Source organism: Bradyrhizobium cenepequi (genome assembly GCF_020329485.1).
GTDB lineage: Bacteria > Pseudomonadota > Alphaproteobacteria > Rhizobiales > Xanthobacteraceae > Bradyrhizobium > Bradyrhizobium cenepequi.
In genome coordinates this window covers 35,153-50,962 of the sequence record NZ_JAGKJI010000046.1, presented here as the reverse complement: position 1 = coordinate 50,962, position 15,810 = coordinate 35,153, and the positions used below count along the sequence as shown (strand labels likewise).

At 63.5% G+C, this 15,810-nt stretch carries 18 protein-coding genes; 11 read left to right on the top strand and 7 right to left on the bottom strand.

Annotation, left to right across the window (positions count from 1 at the left end; translation table 11 throughout):
* The coding region (locus J6497_RS32450; protein ID WP_225708293.1) for an SDR family oxidoreductase at nt 1-709 on the bottom strand (709 nt) is incomplete at its 3' end.
* Nucleotides 710-786: 77 nt separating this feature from the next.
* Here J6497_RS32450 and J6497_RS32445 point away from each other — a divergent pair.
* Together J6497_RS32445 and J6497_RS32440 are read left to right on the top strand one after the other, a co-directional pair.
* Nucleotides 787-2,316, top strand: coding sequence for a malonate--CoA ligase (locus tag J6497_RS32445; RefSeq protein ID WP_225708292.1), 1,530 nt, complete (start codon nt 787-789; stop codon nt 2,314-2,316).
* A gap of 32 nt (nt 2,317-2,348) precedes the next feature.
* Nucleotides 2,349-2,831, top strand: a complete 483-nt coding sequence (locus J6497_RS32440; RefSeq protein WP_225708291.1) for a DUF3658 domain-containing protein — start codon at nt 2,349-2,351, stop codon at nt 2,829-2,831.
* 134 nt (nt 2,832-2,965) lie between these two features.
* On the opposite strand, the gene J6497_RS32435 is transcribed toward J6497_RS32440, so the two are convergent.
* Complete coding sequence (locus J6497_RS32435) at nt 2,966-3,826, bottom strand: sulfite exporter TauE/SafE family protein (protein ID WP_225708296.1); 861 nt, start codon at nt 3,824-3,826, stop codon at nt 2,966-2,968.
* 66 nt (nt 3,827-3,892) lie between these two features.
* Between J6497_RS32435 and J6497_RS32430 the strand changes: the two genes are divergently transcribed.
* The 5 genes from J6497_RS32430 (at nt 3,893) to J6497_RS32410 (ending at nt 7,898) form a co-directional block, all read left to right on the top strand.
* Nucleotides 3,893-4,234, top strand: coding sequence for a LysR substrate-binding domain-containing protein (locus J6497_RS32430; RefSeq protein ID WP_225708295.1), 342 nt, complete (start codon nt 3,893-3,895; stop codon nt 4,232-4,234).
* Nucleotides 4,235-4,443: 209 nt separating this feature from the next.
* Entirely contained in the window at nt 4,444-4,842 is a 399-nt protein-coding gene (gene sdhC, locus J6497_RS32425) for a succinate dehydrogenase, cytochrome b556 subunit (RefSeq protein WP_225708290.1), read from the top strand.
* Between the two features lie 17 nt (nt 4,843-4,859).
* Nucleotides 4,860-5,234 carry a succinate dehydrogenase, hydrophobic membrane anchor protein gene (sdhD, locus tag J6497_RS32420; protein WP_376708305.1) on the top strand — a complete coding sequence of 125 codons (375 nt, stop codon included), beginning with the start codon at nt 4,860-4,862 and terminating at the stop codon, nt 5,232-5,234.
* A 3-nt stretch (nt 5,235-5,237) separates the two neighbouring features.
* A complete protein-coding gene (gene sdhA, locus J6497_RS32415) occupies nt 5,238-7,079 on the top strand; it encodes a succinate dehydrogenase flavoprotein subunit (protein WP_225708288.1) in 1,842 nt (613 codons plus the stop codon).
* A 36-nt stretch (nt 7,080-7,115) separates the two neighbouring features.
* Nucleotides 7,116-7,898 carry a succinate dehydrogenase iron-sulfur subunit gene (locus J6497_RS32410; protein WP_225708287.1) on the top strand — a complete coding sequence of 261 codons (783 nt, stop codon included), beginning with the start codon at nt 7,116-7,118 and terminating at the stop codon, nt 7,896-7,898.
* A 93-nt stretch (nt 7,899-7,991) separates the two neighbouring features.
* On the opposite strand, the gene J6497_RS32405 is transcribed toward J6497_RS32410, so the two are convergent.
* The 4 genes from J6497_RS32405 to J6497_RS32390 all read right to left on the bottom strand — a co-directional run bounded on the left by J6497_RS32405 (nt 7,992) and on the right by J6497_RS32390 (nt 10,629).
* Nucleotides 7,992-8,426: a cupin domain-containing protein gene (locus J6497_RS32405; protein ID WP_225708286.1), complete on the bottom strand. Its 435-nt coding sequence runs from the start codon at nt 8,424-8,426 to the stop codon at nt 7,992-7,994.
* A gap of 113 nt (nt 8,427-8,539) precedes the next feature.
* Nucleotides 8,540-9,424 carry a LysR family transcriptional regulator gene (locus J6497_RS32400; RefSeq protein WP_225708285.1) on the bottom strand — a complete coding sequence of 295 codons (885 nt, stop codon included), beginning with the start codon at nt 9,422-9,424 and terminating at the stop codon, nt 8,540-8,542.
* Between the two features lie 265 nt (nt 9,425-9,689).
* On the bottom strand, nt 9,690-9,959 hold the full coding sequence (locus tag J6497_RS32395) for a hypothetical protein (protein ID WP_225708294.1): 270 nt from the start codon (nt 9,957-9,959) through the stop codon (nt 9,690-9,692).
* A gap of 196 nt (nt 9,960-10,155) precedes the next feature.
* Nucleotides 10,156-10,629, bottom strand: coding sequence for a nuclear transport factor 2 family protein (locus tag J6497_RS32390; protein ID WP_225708284.1), 474 nt, complete (start codon nt 10,627-10,629; stop codon nt 10,156-10,158).
* A gap of 228 nt (nt 10,630-10,857) precedes the next feature.
* Between J6497_RS32390 and J6497_RS32385 the strand changes: the two genes are divergently transcribed.
* From J6497_RS32385 to J6497_RS32370, 4 genes are all read left to right on the top strand, one after another.
* Nucleotides 10,858-13,005 (top strand): hybrid sensor histidine kinase/response regulator family protein, encoded by a 2,148-nt coding sequence (locus J6497_RS32385; RefSeq protein ID WP_225708283.1) that lies wholly within the window; start codon nt 10,858-10,860, stop codon nt 13,003-13,005.
* Nucleotides 13,006-13,200: 195 nt separating this feature from the next.
* Nucleotides 13,201-14,154, top strand: coding sequence for a glutathione S-transferase family protein (locus J6497_RS32380; protein ID WP_225708282.1), 954 nt, complete (start codon nt 13,201-13,203; stop codon nt 14,152-14,154).
* Nucleotides 14,154-14,537 carry a VOC family protein gene (locus J6497_RS32375; RefSeq protein ID WP_225708281.1) on the top strand — a complete coding sequence of 128 codons (384 nt, stop codon included), beginning with the start codon at nt 14,154-14,156 and terminating at the stop codon, nt 14,535-14,537. The genes J6497_RS32380 and J6497_RS32375 overlap by 1 nt, the downstream gene beginning before the upstream one ends.
* Nucleotides 14,538-14,670: 133 nt before the next feature.
* A complete protein-coding gene (locus J6497_RS32370; RefSeq protein ID WP_225708280.1) occupies nt 14,671-14,901 on the top strand; it encodes a hypothetical protein in 231 nt (76 codons plus the stop codon).
* A 270-nt stretch (nt 14,902-15,171) separates the two neighbouring features.
* Here the strand turns inward: J6497_RS32370 and J6497_RS41710 are convergent, their stop codons facing one another.
* A complete protein-coding gene (locus J6497_RS41710; RefSeq protein WP_312010402.1) occupies nt 15,172-15,798 on the bottom strand; it encodes a hypothetical protein in 627 nt (208 codons plus the stop codon).
* Nucleotides 15,799-15,810 lie beyond the last annotated feature (12 nt).

The following is a 15,810-nucleotide window of genomic DNA, read 5'->3' as shown; positions in this document are numbered from 1 at the left end:
TCAGGATCTCGTTGACGCAGACCCGCGGCGGCAGGCTGGCGACGAAGGCGATGGTGCGGCCGAGATCTTCCGGCTGCAGCATCTTGGCCTGCTCGGCCTCGCTCGGCACCACCGGCCGCAACTTCAGGATCGGGGTTGCGACTTCGCCTGGCGACAGGCAGCAGGCGCGCAGGCCGTTGACGCATTCATCCATGTTGAACGAATGGGTTAGCGCCAGCACCGCATGCTTGGTCGTGGTGTAGGCCGGCCCCGGCATCTTCGAGACGTGGCGTCCGGCCCAGGAGGCGACGTTGATGACGCAGCCGTCCTTCTGCTTGCGCATCGCCGGCAAGACCGCATGCATGCAATAGAGCACGCCGTTGAGGTTGATTTCGACGAGCTTGTCCCAGCCTTCCAGCTCCATGTCGGCCCAGCTCCGCTTCGGCACGTTGATGCCGGCGCTGTTGACCAGGAGATCGATGCGCCCGTGACGGCTGAGGATCTGCTCGGCGGCCTTGTTGACGTCCTCCTTCTTGCTGACGTCGAGCGTGACAGCCTCGGCCCTGCCGCCCTTCCTGGCGATGTTGGCGACCACCCGGTCCAGCTCCTCCTTGCGGCGGCCCGAGACCACCACGGTCCAGCCGTCGGCCGCCAGGAATTCCGCCCCGGACTCGCCGATGCCGGTGCCGCCGCCCGTCACCCAGGCCACGCGTTTCCCATTGTTTGTCATGCAAACTGTCTCCGTTGCTTTCCAAAGGGCGTTTTTGCTAAGCCAGCCCGGCCTTCTTGCCCTTCAGGGGATGTTGCATGAACACCGCCGCCAACGCCAACCTGTTTTCCCGCCTGTTCGACGGTCTCGACGATCCGAGCAGGCTTGCGATCGAACAGCTTGACGGCACCAAGATCAGCTATGCCGACCTGATTGCGCGCACCGGTCAGATGGCGAACGTGCTGGTTTCGCGTGGCGTAAAGGTCGGCGACCGCATTGCAGCACAGACCGAGAAATCGGTGCAGGGCCTCGTGCTGTATCTCGCAACCGTGCGAGCCGGCGCGATCTATTTGCCGCTCAACACCGCGTATACGCTGAACGAGCTCGACTACTTCATCACCGACGCCGAGCCGTCGCTGGTAGTGTGCGATCCCTCCAAGGCCGATGGGATTGCTGCAATCGCCGCGAAAGTCGGCGCCAAGGTCGAGACGCTGGGCTCCGACGGCAAGGGTTCACTGACGGATGCGACCAACAAGGCAAGTCCTGAATTCAAGACGGTGGCGCGCGGCAATGATGATCTCGCCGCGATCCTCTACACCTCGGGCACCACCGGCCGCTCCAAGGGCGCGATGCTGAGCCACGACAATCTGGCCTCGAACTCGCTGTCGCTGGTCGACTACTGGCGCTTCACTGGGAATGACGTGCTGATCCACGCGCTGCCGATCTATCACACCCACGGCCTGTTCGTGGCGAGCAACGTCACGCTGTTCGCCCGCGCCTCGATGATCTTCCTGCCGAAGTTCGATCCGGATCTGATCATCAAGCTGATGGCGCGCGCCACCGTGCTGATGGGCGTGCCGACCTTCTATACGCGCCTTTTGCAGAACCCCGCGCTGAACAAAGAGACGACCAGGCACATGCGGCTGTTCGTCTCGGGCTCGGCGCCGCTTCTGGCGGACACCCACCGCGAATGGTCCGCCCGCACCGGCCATGCTGTGCTCGAGCGCTACGGCATGACCGAGACCAACATGAACACTTCCAACCCCTATGACGGGGAGCGGGTGCCCGGCGCGGTCGGCTTTCCGTTGCCCGGCATCTCCGCGCGCGTCACCGATCCTGAAACCGGCAAGGTGCTGCCGCCCGAGACCATCGGCGTGATCGAGGTCAAGGGCCCGAACGTGTTCAAGGGCTATTGGCGGATGCCGGAGAAGACCAAGGCCGAATTCCGCGACGACGGCTTCTTCATCACCGGCGATCTCGGCAAGATCGACGCCAAGGGCTATGTGCACATCCTCGGCCGCGGCAAGGACCTGGTGATCTCGGGCGGCTTCAACGTCTATCCCAAGGAGATCGAGACCGAGATCGACGGCATGCCGGGCGTGGTCGAATCCGCCGTGATCGGCGTGCCGCATGCCGATTTCGGTGAAGGCGTCACCGCAGTGGTGGTGCGGCAGCCCGGGAGCACGATCGACGAAGCGACGGTGCTGAACGGGCTTGAGGGACGACTGGCGAAATTCAAAATGCCGAAGCGCGTGTTCGTTGTCGACGAATTGCCGCGCAACACCATGGGCAAGGTGCAGAAGAATATTTTACGGGATACGTATAAGGATATTTATACGAAGAAGTAGGAGCGCGCAGCCGCTCCCGAGGGACAGAGGTCATGAACCGAGAGCAGGCGGAAGAGATTCTTGATTACTTGCTTGCGGCCGCCTACGAGCTCGACGAGGCAAGAGCAGCAGCTGCCGTTCTTGAGGATCAGGATGAGAATGCCGCCTCTGTCAGCGCACTCGTCACAAAGCTCAATTCCGAGCTGCTGCAGGCGATTTTTGATCGATTTCCTGACTTGATCACGTTTGAGGAGTTTCCCGCAATCAGCAGCGCGCTGCGATGGGATCAGGTTCGACTTCCGCCATCCGCATCCGAATCCCAAGTCGATGAGATCATTTACTCTGTTGTGAACCCGCGATGGCGCAAGATGGCCGCGATGGTCTGGCAGGCGGTCAAGCGAAGCGATGAGCTCGCTCTCGGAATCACCGAGGAGATGTTCGCTGCCCGCATTCAGACTTTGGTGAAAGCCGATCGCCTGGAAGGCCAGGGCGATCTGCGCAGATGGCGTCACAGCGAGGTGCGATTGAAGGACTAGAGGCCGCGATCGCTTCACCTCTCCCGATTGCTTGCGGGGGGAGCATAGGCCGCCTTCGGCGGCCGTTCTTAAGACACGCCGAAACGAAGCTTCGGCCATAGCGGATGCAAGTCGACGTGATCTCGCCCAGCGCGCTATTGCCCGCTAACGAGACTGATCACAAACCGCCCGCCGACGATGAAGAGATAGGCGCCGAACGCCATCCCTAACGCCCGCTTCGAGAGCGCATGCGCGACCTTCACGCCGAGCGGTGCCGTGACCAGCGTGGTCGGCATCACCAGGATCGCGCCGATCAGCGAGACATAGCCAAGCGCGAACGGCACCTGCAGCGCGAGGATGTCGGGAAAGCGCGCCGCAGCCGGCCAGCCGGCATAGACATAACCGACAGCGCCGGGGATCGAGATCAGCACCGCCAGCGCCGAGGAAGTGGCGACCGCCTGATGGATCGGACGGCCATAGAAGGTCATCAGGAGATTGGCGAACAGGCCGCCGCCGATGCCCATCAAGGTCGAGAGCAGGCCGACGAAGAAGCCGTAGACGCGCATCAGGAAGCCTTTCGGCAGCTCGTCGCCGAACTTCCAGCTCTCACGCGAAAACAGCAGCCGCGCCGCCGCAGACCAGGCCACCATCACGAACACGATCTTGAACAGCCGCTCCGGGGCAAACCGCGCGGTGAGACTGCCCGCGACGACGCCGAGCACGATGGGAAGCCACCAGCGCTTGAGCACCTCCATATCGACCGCGCCTCTGAGGTAATGAGCGCGAAACGAGCTGAGCGAGGTCGGGATGATGATGGCGAGCGAGGTGCCGATGCACAGCGGCATCCGCACCTCGAGCGGCACGCCGGCGAGGCGGAAGCATTCGTAGAACACCGGCACCAGGATCGCGCCGCCCCCGATGCCGAACAGGCCGGCGAGAAAACCGGATAAGGCGCCAACCGCGATCAGCAACAATGCGAGTTCAACGAGTTCGGTGAGATCGAGGCCAGCCATGATGTCCCTGCGAAGCGGCGTTTAATCCCTGCCGCTCTGGAAGGCTAGAACCTTGTCGAAGGCGGGAGTATCGCCGGCACTGCCGAATGGCGCTTCGCCGAGAGCGCGAAGGCAGGCCGCAAAATCCGCATATCCGGTCGGCTCTGGATGAATAGCCTCGACGCGCTCGCTGTGGCGGCGAAGGAAGGCGCGGGCATCGTGCGCGTGTCGTCGTGGCAGGTCGAAGCCGATATCGGGGCTGGCGGCTTGCGGCGCATCCTTGCCGACTACGAGCCGCCACCCACGCCGCTGCATCTGGTGTTTCAGCCATCGAGGCTTGCTTCGGCAAAGACGCGCGTATTTGTCGATTATCTGGTTGAACGATGGCGAGCGATCGATCCGTTCGGCGCGCATCCAGGCGCGGCATCATAGTCGAATCGCAATTCGATTCTTGGTCCGGATTGGACGCCCTGGTATACCAAGGCTCTGATCGGCTTGTGTCATCAATGATGTAGCAATGAATACCTGTTCGTTTTGCAGGCATTTGGCCGTTGCGCTGTTAGACTCGACTCCGTAAATAGAATTTATCTACCGCGTTCCCCGATGGGCCGGCCGCGGTCCCACCAACCTCAAAGCCGCTGATGACCGCCAGGATCGAACGACCGCTTTCGCCCCATTTACAGACCTATCGCTGGACCCTGACGATGGCGCTTTCCATCGTCCATCGCGCCACGGGAATGGCACTTTATGTCGGTACGCTGCTGCTCGCCTGGTGGCTGATCGCAGCGGCCTCCGGCCCCTCAGCCTATGCCAATCTGCAGGCTTTCACCGGCAGTTTCATCGGCAAGCTGATCGTGTTCGGCTACACATGGGCGCTGATGCATCATCTGCTCAGCGGCATCAGACACTTCGTCTGGGACCTCGGCTACGGCTTCAAGGCCAATGAACGGGAAGCCCTGACCTGGGCCGCGCTGATCGGCGGCATCGTGCTGACCGTGCTGATCTGGATCATCGCTTATGCGATCGGAGGCGGACGATGAGCGGCTCTCCTTCTTCGATGCGTACGCCGCTCGGCCGCGTCCGCAATCTCGGCGCCTCGCATTCCGGCACCACCGATTTCTGGCGCCAGCGCCTCACTGGCGTCGCCATGACGCTCCTGATCGTGCCGGTACTGGTGGTGATCCTGACGCTGGTCGGCCGCAACCATGCTGCTGCGGCGCAAATCCTCGGCTCGCTGCCGATCGCGATCATCCTTCTGCTCTTCATCATCGCCAGCACCTGGCACATGAAGATCGGCATGCAGGTCGTGATCGAGGACTATGTGCATAACGAGACGCTGAAGCTCGTGAGCATCATGGCCAACAATTTCTTCTGCTTCGTGGTGGCGCTGGCCTCGATCTACGCGCTGCTCAAACTGTCTTCGGGAGTATGACTTATGGCCGCTGAAGATAACGGCAAGGCCACCAATGGCAGTAGCCCGGCCACGAACGGCAAAGCCTATCCGATCGAAGACCATACCTATGACGTCGTCGTGGTCGGCGCCGGCGGCGCGGGCCTGCGTGCCGTGGTCGGCTGCTCGGAAGCGGGCCTGCGCACCGCCTGCATCACCAAGGTTTTCCCGACCCGCTCGCACACGGTGGCGGCGCAGGGCGGCATCTCGGCCTCGCTCGGCAACATGCACCGGGACGACTGGCGCTGGCACATGTACGACACTGTCAAAGGGTCGGACTGGCTAGGGGACCAGGACGCGATCGAATATATGGTGCGCAATGCGTCGGAGGCGGTCTACGAGCTCGAACATTGGGGCGTGCCGTTCTCGCGCACCGAGGACGGCAAGATCTACCAGCGGCCGTTCGGCGGCATGACGATCGACTACGGCAAGGGCCAGGCGCAGCGCACCTGCGCCGCCGCCGACCGCACCGGCCACGCCATGCTGCACACGATGTACGGCCAGTCGCTGCGGCACGCGGCGGAGTTCTTCATCGAGTTCTTCGCCATCGACCTGATCATGGACGACCAGGGCGTCTGCCGCGGCGTGATCGCGATCAATCTCGACGACGGCACGCTGCACCGCTTCCGCGCCCAGACCACGATCCTGGCCACGGGCGGCTACGGCCGCGCCTATGCCTCCTGCACCTCGGCGCATACCTGCACTGGCGACGGCGGCGGCATGGTGCTGCGCGCCGGCCTGCCGCTGCAGGACATGGAGTTCGTGCAGTTCCACCCGACCGGCATCTATGGCGCCGGCTGCCTCGTTACCGAGGGCGCGCGCGGCGAAGGCGGCTATCTCGTCAATTCCGAAGGCGAGCGCTTCATGGAGCGCTATGCGCCCTCCGCCAAGGACCTCGCCTCGCGCGACGTGGTCTCGCGCGCGATGACCATCGAGATCCGCGAAGGCCGCGGCGTCGGCAAGAAGAAGGACCACATCTTCCTGCACCTCGACCATCTCGATCCGAAGGTGCTGCAGGAGCGGCTGCCCGGCATCTCCGAGTCGGCACGCATCTTCGCCAATGTCGACGTCACCCGCGAGCCGATCCCGATCGTGCCGACCGTGCACTACAACATGGGCGGCATCCCCACGAACTTCCATGCCGAAGTGCTGACGAAGAGGGACGGCGACGACAATGCCGTGGTGCCCGGCCTGATGGCGATCGGGGAAGCGGCCTGCGTCTCCGTGCACGGCGCCAACCGGCTCGGCTCCAACTCGCTGATCGACCTCGTGGTGTTCGGCCGCGCCGCCGCGCTGCGCTGCGCCGAGAAACTGACCGCCAACGGCAAGCAGCCGGAACTGCCGAAGGATTCCGCCGACAGGGCGCTCGGCCGGCTCGACCATTTCCGTCATGCGTCAGGCGGCACGCCGACCGCGAAGCTGCGCGACAGCATGCAGCATGTGATGCAGAACAATTGTGCGGTGTTCCGCACCGGCGAGGTGCTGCAGGAAGGCAAGAACCTGATCCACAAGGTGCATGGCGGCATCGGTGACATCGCCGTCTCCGACCGCTCGCTGGTGTGGAATTCCGATCTGATCGAGACGCTGGAATTTGACAATCTGATCGTGCAGGCCGTCGTCACCATGGATTCGGCGGCGAACCGCACCGAAAGCCGCGGCGCCCATGCGCGCGAGGATTTCCCCGATCGCGACGACAAGAACTGGATGAAGCATACGCTGGCCTGGCTCGATCCGAACGGCAATACCACGATCGACTTCCGCCCGGTGCACGATTACACGATGACCAACGACGTGCAGTACATCCCGCCGAAGGCTCGGGTGTATTGATCGCGCGTGGATTGATGACGACAAAGGCTTGCAAGCATGGCTGACTTCGCGCTTCCGAAGAACTCCAAGATCACGGGCGGCAAGACCTGGCCGAAGCCGGCCGGCGCCACCGAGACGCGCGAGTTCAAGATCTATCGCTGGAATCCGGACGACGGCAAGAATCCGAGTGTCGACACCTACTATGTCGACACCAACGATTGCGGGCCGATGGTTTTGGACGGTCTGATCTGGATCAAGAACCACATCGACCCGACGCTGACCTTCCGCCGCTCCTGCCGCGAGGGCGTCTGCGGCTCCTGCGCCATGAACATCGACGGCCAGAACACGCTCGCCTGCACCAAGTCGATGCATGACGTCAAAGACGACGCGGTGAAGGTCAACCCGCTGCCGCACCAGCCGGTGGTGAAGGACCTCGTTCCCGACCTCACCAATTTCTATGCGCAATATGCGTCGATCGAGCCGTGGCTGAAGACAACGACCCCGACGCCGCAGAAGGAATGGAAGCAGAGCCACGAGGACCGCGAGAAGCTCGACGGTCTCTATGAATGCATCCTTTGCGCCTGCTGCTCGACCTCGTGCCCGAGCTACTGGTGGAACAGCGAGCGCTTCCTCGGCCCTGCCGCACTGCTGCAGGCAAATCGCTGGGTCACCGACAGCCGCGATGAAGCCACCGGCGAGCGGCTCGACAATCTCGAGGACCCGTTCCGGCTCTATCGCTGCCACACCATCATGAACTGCGCCAAGGCCTGCCCCAAGGGCCTCAATCCCTCGGAAGCCATCGCCGAGCTCAAAATGAAGCTCGTGGAGCGGCAGATATAGCCGCTCGGCGGGCCGTCACGGCTTAGGATTTGCCAGGGCTTCCGCGCCGCGAAGCTGTATCGCCACCGTCAGCCCGCGCCACGCAACCATAGCTCAAGGCAGAGGCCCGACGATCGCCTGATCGTGGCGCGCGGCGATGCCGGGCAAGAGGTCCATATGCTCCTCCCGGGGGTCGGGAATGTCGTGCAGGTCGCGGAAGAACTCTTCATGGCGGCGCGGCGTCGACACCAGAATATGCCGCGCGTCGGCGTCCCCGACATTGGTAAAGCCGTGGACCGTACCCCTCGGGACCAGGACCCGCGCGCCCGGTGCCACCACGGCGGTGCGATCGCCGACGAGGTACTTCAGTTGGCCTTCAATCACCATGAAGAGCTTGTCTTCGGTGGCGGAGATGTGCGCAGGTGCGCCGGCGCCGGGCTTGATCGTCATGTCGAGGATCGTGAAGGGACTTGGATAGGGGTTGATGATCCCTGTGGTGATTCCGGCGAATTCTGTCGTTTCGAATGCCGTGGTGATGTCGGCTTGCATGTTCGCTCCAGAGCAAGGTTGCTGTCTGAGAAACTGCATATGGCAATCGCGCGTATCCTCAGTAGCCTCGCCGATCCGGACAGAACGACCAGGATACTGGCCAATCGAGCGCATCATCGTCCGGCCGCTGCAGCCTCCAGATGGCGCGCCAGGACTTGCGCAAATGCATTGACCTTGGGATTGAGGTCGGCGCGCGATGGAAAGGTGAGATGGAGCCGGGTCGATCCCGAGAACAGGTTCGGCAGCACGGGCACGATGGCTTTGGATGCAAGTTCGGCGCGGCATAACGATTGCGGCAGCAACCCGACGCCTTGATGCAGCAAGACGAATTCACGCACCAGGGCGAAATTGTCCACCGCGACTTGAAACTGCGGAAACTCAACCCCGTTCTTGAGAGCGCGGGACAGAAGGCGGCGCAGCTCGGGCCGCTCGGGTCCAATCAGGGTGCTCACCGCGTGTATGCTGGTTGGCACGCCGTGTCTGCCCAGATATTCGGCGCTGGCATAGAGGCCAAACTCCATGTCGAGAACGCCCCTGACGAGCGCTTCCTGCGGGTTGGAAGCGCCAATGCGAAGGGCGATATCGATGTTTTCGGAGATGAGGTCGAGCACATCGTTCGTGAGCAGGACCTCAAACCGCACGGCGGGATGCGCTTCACGAAATTCGGATACGGCGCCTGCGATGATTTCGGGCGGAAAATCCGCCGGCGCCGTCAGACGGATTCCACCGACATAGGTGGTGCCTGCTTTGCCTACGCCGGCGAGCGCGCCGGCAAGGGAGGCCAAAGGCTCCGCAGAGCGCCGATACAGTTCGGCCCCGTCCGTGGTGAGCGAAAAAGCGCGAGTCGAACGCTTGAAGAGGCGCACGCCGAGCGTCCTTTCCAACGTTCGGATGCGCAAACTGACGGACGAGCGCGGCGTATCGGTCTGACGTGCGGCTGCCGCGAATCCGCCGGCCCGCACCACTGCGACGAAGGTTTGAAGAGAGTTGAGGTCCATTCGGCGTTCCTCTTGTCACGCCAAATTCGGATCTCGTCGCTCCGGCCAGGCCGGAATCACGCATGTCATATGATTTATCTGCAATCTACAGGCAAACGGATGAAGCACGTCATGGCGGAGAGGATTGATGTGGTTGCCGGCTTCAATAACGTTGCAGAGCTACAGGATCGTTTCAATGAATCGGCGACGAGTTACATTCGAAATGTTGTCCCGTGCGTCCACACCGGCCAGGACGCACGGGACGATAGACGCGTCCCCACGAAGCTCAACAACCGTGGCAGATCGTGAGCTTGCGGTCGACAGCACGATCCTCTTCGCTGATGCGATCGAGCTCGTTCGGACTCTGCGACGGCAGGTCCTTCGCCTGGGGCTGACGATGGCCGACCGGAGCGGGCCACGGCTGGCCTAGCGTCTGCGATGAGGCATCGGACATGCCTGACGAGACAGCCGAGGGCGATGGCTTCGCCAGCCCCACTGTCTCGGCCGTGGCTGTACGACCAGAGAGTAAAGCTGCCAGGATCGCTGCTCCAATCATCTCACGCACGATTGCTCTCCCAAGCTTCATTGCCGTTGGTGTCATCGGCTGACCTCCTTCCGATATGGAGCGGCCAGAATCGGCGCGGCTTGCTACAGCGTGATTTCAATAATTCGGGAGAACAGTTGCGGTTGTAAGACCCGCCAAATAGCCGCGATGAAGCGCATGGCTGCGGCGTCCATCCGAACAGAGACGTTCAAAGCCCGAGATCGGAAAGCCCTGGGTGATCGGCGGGACGAGGTCCCGAACGATCCCAGTGGAATTTCCGTTCGGATTCCTTGATGGGGAGATCGTTGATGCAGGCGAACCGCTTTTGCATCAGCCCGTTCGCGGCAAATTCCCAGTTCTCGTTTCCGTAGGAACGAAACCAGTTTCCGGAATCGTCGTGCCATTCATAGCTGAAGCGCACCGCGATGCGGTTGTCGGTGAACGCCCAAAGCTCCTTGATCAGGCGGTAGTCCAGCTCCTTTATCCATTTCCGCGTGAGAAAGGCGACAATCTCGGCGCGACCGTTGATGAATTCCGACCGGTTTCGCCAGTTGCTGTCCGGCGTGTAGGCGAGTGAGACGCGTTCCGGATTGCAGGAATTCCAGGCGTCTTCCGCGCCGCGCGCTTTCTGTACGGCAGTCTCGTGACTGAAAGGTGGAAAGGGGGGACGGCTCTCGGCCATGTATGATCTCCATTTCTGGCTCGGGCAGGCATCTGGCGCTTGGCCCTCAAGTGTGCCCCGGACGGCTCAGTCTTATCTTTCTGAAAGCATGCGCCGGCTTTCCATAACGCACGACAAGTTGGGATGCCTGGACGGAACTGGCCGGCGATGGCGGCCAGGAAGGCGCACCCGCTCCCCTTTCTCCCCAGCCGAATTTTGCGTTAAGGTTGCAGCCGAACCGGAGAGCCCGTGCAGACCGCACAACGCCATTCGCTGAAACTGTTGCAATGGATGATGGCCGCTTCCCTGGCCCTTCCGCTGGCGCTGTTCGTTTTTGCCTCAGTGATCTCCTGGAATTCAATCAACCAGGCCGCCGACCGGGAGATTGAGCGCACGCTCGATGTCGCGCATGAGCATGCGTTGAAAGTGTTCGAGACCATCGACCGTGCGCTGTCGGAGATCGCGGAAATCATCCGCAGCCTTCCCGATGCCGGCATCCGTTCGCGCGAAGAGAGCCTGCATCAGCGGCTGCAACAGCTCACGGCATCGCTGCCCCAGGTGAAATCGGCCTGGGTCTTCGACGCCAGGGGCCACGCCTTGGTCAACAGCCTGGTTGCCCCGGCGCCCGACATCGATTTCTCGGACCGGGCGTATTTCAGGGTACATGCCCCAGGCGACATCGGCACCTATATCGGTGAAGTGCTGACGCCGCGGCCGCCCTATCGGGGCGCACCATTCTTCGGCGTCAGCCGCCGGCGACTGAGCGCGCAAGGCGACTTTGCCGGCGTGATCCAGGCATCGGTTCTGCCCGAGTATTTCGAGAATTTCTACGCGCGGATCGGCCGCGAGCCCGGCAGCTTCTTCGCGCTCGGACGCACCGACGGCGCGATGCTGGCTGGCTATCCCAGGGCCGACCGCGAGTTTCGCCTCGATCCTGACGGACCGGTCGGGCAGAAACTTGCGGCGATCCCCGACGGCAGTCTGGTCACCGTCACATCGCCGGTCGACGGCATTGAACGCCGCCTCGGTTATCGGCGGCTCGCCGAATATCCGATCTATGTCAGCGCGGGGCTCGAGACCTCGGCGATCCGCGCGCGCTGGCTCGCGACCATCAGCCAGCACCTGATCTTCGGCGTGCCGGCCACCGCGCTGTTGTTCCTCCTGCTCGCCTTGGCGCTGCGGCGCACGCGACGCCTGCATGAGGAGGCCCAAAGACGCCTTGAGGCCGAGGAAGCACTGAAGCATGGGCAGCGGCTGGAGGCGCTGGGCCAGCTGACCGGCGGCGTCGCCCACGACTTCAACAATCTGCTGACCGTGATCCGCGCCTCCATCGATATGCTGCGGCGACCGAACCTGCCGGAGCAGCGGCGGCTGCGTTACATCGATGCGATTTCGGAGACGGTCAACCGGGCCTCGAAACTGACCGGCCAACTGCTTGCCTTCGCGCGACGGCAGACGCTCAAGCCCGAACTGTTCGACGTCGGCCAGAGCGTTCAGGTGCTGGGCGAAATGATCGGAACGTTGGTGGGGCCGCGAATCGAGATCATCACCAGGCTCCCCGACGAACCCTGCTTCATCAACGCCGATGCCGGCCAGCTCGAGACCGCGATCATCAACATGGCCGTCAATGCGCGCGACGCCATGGATGGCGCGGGCCGCCTGACGATCGCGGTGCGTTGTGCCGCTGAATTGCCCGTTCGCGACGGCCATCCGCCGGCGCCGCAGGGCTATGTCGCGGTGGCGGTCGGAGACACCGGCATCGGCATTCCGCAGGATCAGCTCGGGCGCATCTTCGAACCCTTCTTCACCACCAAGCAGGTCGGTCACGGCACCGGGCTCGGGCTGTCGCAAGTGTTCGGATTCGCCAAGCAGTCCGGCGGCGAGATTGTCGTCGTCAGCGAGGTCGGCAAAGGCTCCACCTTCACCCTCTATCTGCCCCGCGCCGCGGCGATCGGTCCAACGCTGCAGCAATTCGCGGCCGCGGATGCGCCGCCGGTCGACGGCAGCGGCATGTCGGTGCTGGTGGTCGAGGACAATATCGAGGTCGGCAGGTTCGCGGCCGACGCGCTTACCGAACTCGGCTACGCCGCGACCCTGGTCGAGAACGCCACGCAAGCGCTGGAAGCCTTGGCTGGCGACGCCGCCCGCTTCGACGTGGTGTTCACCGACGTCGCGATGCCTGGCATGAGCGGCATCGAGCTCGCCGAGGAAGTCCGCCGCCGCAACCCCGATCTGCCGATCGTGCTGACCAGCGGCTACAGCCAGGTGCTGGCGCAGCGGGGCAGCTATGGGTTCGACTTCCTGCAAAAGCCCTATTCAATCGAGCAGCTCTCGCACGTGCTGCACAAGGTCTCCCGGCCGAAAGCAGCACGAACGCCGAAGGCGGCGTCGTCCTGACGCGCGCCGATCCATTGTAACCGGCCCGGGCCGGGGTTAGCCTTTCCCAGGAGCATGATCCGGACCCGAAGAGCCATGTTGGCGCAAAGGGACAGCCGGTTCTCCGAAAGGATCCTGCTCCGACAAAGAGATGAGATCATGATCCGATTCCTTCCAATCGGGTCATGATCCAAACGTCAACCTGGGAGGGGAACGATGAGTCCCGAGTATCCCGTCATCCTCCATCATTTTCCCCAATCGCCGTTCTCGGAGAAGATACGGCTGATCCTGGCGCTGAAGAACGTCACATGGACCTCGGTGCTGATTTCCCGGATCATGCCCCGACCGGATCTGATGCCGATGACGGGAGGCTACCGGCGGACCCCGGTGATGCAGATCGGCGCCGACATCTACTGCGATACCCAATGCATCGCCCGCGAACTGGAGCGGCGCTATCCGCAACCGACGCTGTTCCCGAGCGGCTACTACGGGCTTGCCGCCGCGACGGCGATGTGGACCGACCGGCCGTTCTTCCAGAACACCGTCAATCTGATTTTCGGTTCGGTGGCCGACAACGTGCCAAAGGAGTTCATCGACGACCGTGAGAAGCTGCGCGGCGCCAAGTTCGACGTTGCCGCCATGCGGGAGTTGATCCCGCAGATGCGCGACCAGTTTCGCGCCCACCTGCAATGGATCGAGGCCCAGCTTCGCAACGGCCACAGCTGGATGTGCGGCGACCGCGCCAGCCTGTGCGACGTCAACGCCTACATGAATATCTGGTACGTGCGCACCAATCTTCCCTACCTCGACAAGATGCTCTCCGAATTCCCCGCCACGCGATCATGGGAAGCACGCATTCGCGCCATCGAGCACAAGCCATGCAAGGAGATTTCGCCTGCCGCCGCACTCGAAATCGCCGCTGGCGCCACGCCGCGGAGCACCGCCTTGCCCGATCCGTACGACCCCAACGGCCGCAAGCCGGGCGATCTGGTCGAGGTGATGCCCGATGACTACGGCAAGATCAAAGTGAGCGGTGAGATCGTCTCGCTGTCCTCACAGCATATCGCGATCCGCAGGCACGACCCCCGCGCCGGCGAAGTGGTGGTGCACTTCCCGCGGGCCGGCTTCCTGGTGTTTGATCACGACAGACAGGCCGAAGGAGAGTCTTGATGATCGATCACATCGGTTTTCCGGTTTCCGACTATCAGCGTTCCCTGGCGTTCTATCAGCAGGCGCTGGCGCCGCTCGACTACACGCTGATCATGGAAGTCACTCAGGAGAACCGCGCCTATCGGGCAGCCGGCTTCGGTGCCGGCGGTAAGCCGGATTTCTGGATCGGCGGCGAAGGCGGGCTTGAGAAGCCGCTGCATGTCGCAATCGTGGCAAAGGACCGCGCGACCGTGGATGCCTTCTACAAGGCTGCGATCGCAGCCGGCGGACGCGACAATGGCGCGCCTGGTATCCGCGCGCACTACCATCCCAACTACTACGGCGCGTTCGTGTTGGATCCCGATGGCCACAACATCGAAGCGGTCTGCCACGCGCCGAAATGATTCCGACCTTGAGAGACCGGAACATCGCGCCGCGCGTCCCGTTATCGTACTTCCCGAAACCGGAACGGAGCGAGCCATGATCCATGATGATCCGCGCGCTGCGATCGGAACCAACGGCACGGTTACACGCTAGATGCCGATCGAACCGCCCGAGATTCCGCCGACGACACCCGGCACGCCGAACGAACCACCGCCCGGCATCCCTCCGGGAAATCCGCGCCCCGAGGTGCCGCCGCCAGCGCGTGAGCCCGGCGAACCGCCGCTGCCTGACGAATTGCCCGGCCGGCTGCCGGACGAAGTGCCGACCCGCGGGCCGGACGGGCCGCGTCCGCCGAATCCGACCGATCCCGAGGAACCGCCTTAGGGAACAACGGTGAGATCCACGATTTGCAACTCTCATCTGAATGAGCAATGAACAAGCCTCCCTGCAAGTCATTGCAACACTGAAATAAAAAGCCCCTCCCCTTTGCCGCCCGCCACATTGCGGCCTAACGAATAGCTGTTGATTCCACCGTCGAGCTATTCGGCCCCCGCCCATCCCCCCAATTGCCAAGAACTTTCCCGGGACCTGCCATCATGACAAACCTTCGCCTCGTGCTGCTTGCCACGACCGCATTGACGGTGACGCAGCTGATCAGCTCCGCATCGCATGCGCAAACCGCGCCGCTCGTCGTGGCACAAGCGGAGAAGGAGGAAGGCGGCCCAGCGGGACGGCCGAGGCAGCCACAGAAGCCCGTGCCGCCGGCCGGTGCGCCGAAACAGCCCGGACCGCCGCAGCACCCTGGTGCGCCGGCCCCGGGCGCCGCTCCACATCCCTCCGCGCCGCCGGCCGCCGCTCCAGCGCGACCGACACCACAGCCTCCTGCTGCTGCACCGGCACGGCCAACACCGCAGCCTCCCGCTGCTGCGCCACAGCGGCCGACACCTCCGGCTGGCGCTCCGTCACGGCCGACACCGCCGCCTCCAGCGGCTGCACCGCCCGCGCGTCCAACGCCGCCTCCGGCAGCCGCGCCGCATGCACCGACGCCGCCAACCGCGGCCCCGCCTGCGCGTACGCAGCAGCCCGCGCCACCCACCGCTGCCCCGCCAGCACGCACCGCGCCACCAAGCGCAGCACCGCCGGCCCGCACGCAGTCGCCCGCGGCTCCATCCGCGGCAACGCCACCCGCTGCGCCCACGGCGCCAGCCACTCCGACGCCGCCGCCCGGCGCGCGAAAGGAAGTGCCGCCCGCCGGCGCCAGGCAGCCTGCGACTGCACCAACCGCCGCGCCGA

Coding starts and splice junctions, on each gene's coding strand:
- J6497_RS32445 (WP_225708292.1), top strand. CDS start 787: ATGAACACCGCCGCCAACGCCAACCTGTTTTCCCGCCTGTTCGACGGT.
- J6497_RS32440 (WP_225708291.1), top strand. CDS start 2,349: ATGAACCGAGAGCAGGCGGAAGAGATTCTTGATTACTTGCTTGCGGCC.
- sdhC (WP_225708290.1), top strand. CDS start 4,444: ATGACCGCCAGGATCGAACGACCGCTTTCGCCCCATTTACAGACCTAT.
- sdhD (WP_376708305.1), top strand. CDS start 4,860: ATGCGTACGCCGCTCGGCCGCGTCCGCAATCTCGGCGCCTCGCATTCC.
- sdhA (WP_225708288.1), top strand. CDS start 5,238: ATGGCCGCTGAAGATAACGGCAAGGCCACCAATGGCAGTAGCCCGGCC.
- J6497_RS32410 (WP_225708287.1), top strand. CDS start 7,116: ATGGCTGACTTCGCGCTTCCGAAGAACTCCAAGATCACGGGCGGCAAG.
- J6497_RS32405 (WP_225708286.1), bottom strand. CDS start 8,426: ATGCAAGCCGACATCACCACGGCATTCGAAACGACAGAATTCGCCGGA.
- J6497_RS32400 (WP_225708285.1), bottom strand. CDS start 9,424: ATGGACCTCAACTCTCTTCAAACCTTCGTCGCAGTGGTGCGGGCCGGC.
- J6497_RS32395 (WP_225708294.1), bottom strand. CDS start 9,959: ATGATTGGAGCAGCGATCCTGGCAGCTTTACTCTCTGGTCGTACAGCC.
- J6497_RS32390 (WP_225708284.1), bottom strand. CDS start 10,629: ATGGCCGAGAGCCGTCCCCCCTTTCCACCTTTCAGTCACGAGACTGCC.
- J6497_RS32380 (WP_225708282.1), top strand. CDS start 13,201: ATGAGTCCCGAGTATCCCGTCATCCTCCATCATTTTCCCCAATCGCCG.
- J6497_RS32375 (WP_225708281.1), top strand. CDS start 14,154: ATGATCGATCACATCGGTTTTCCGGTTTCCGACTATCAGCGTTCCCTG.
- J6497_RS32370 (WP_225708280.1), top strand. CDS start 14,671: ATGCCGATCGAACCGCCCGAGATTCCGCCGACGACACCCGGCACGCCG.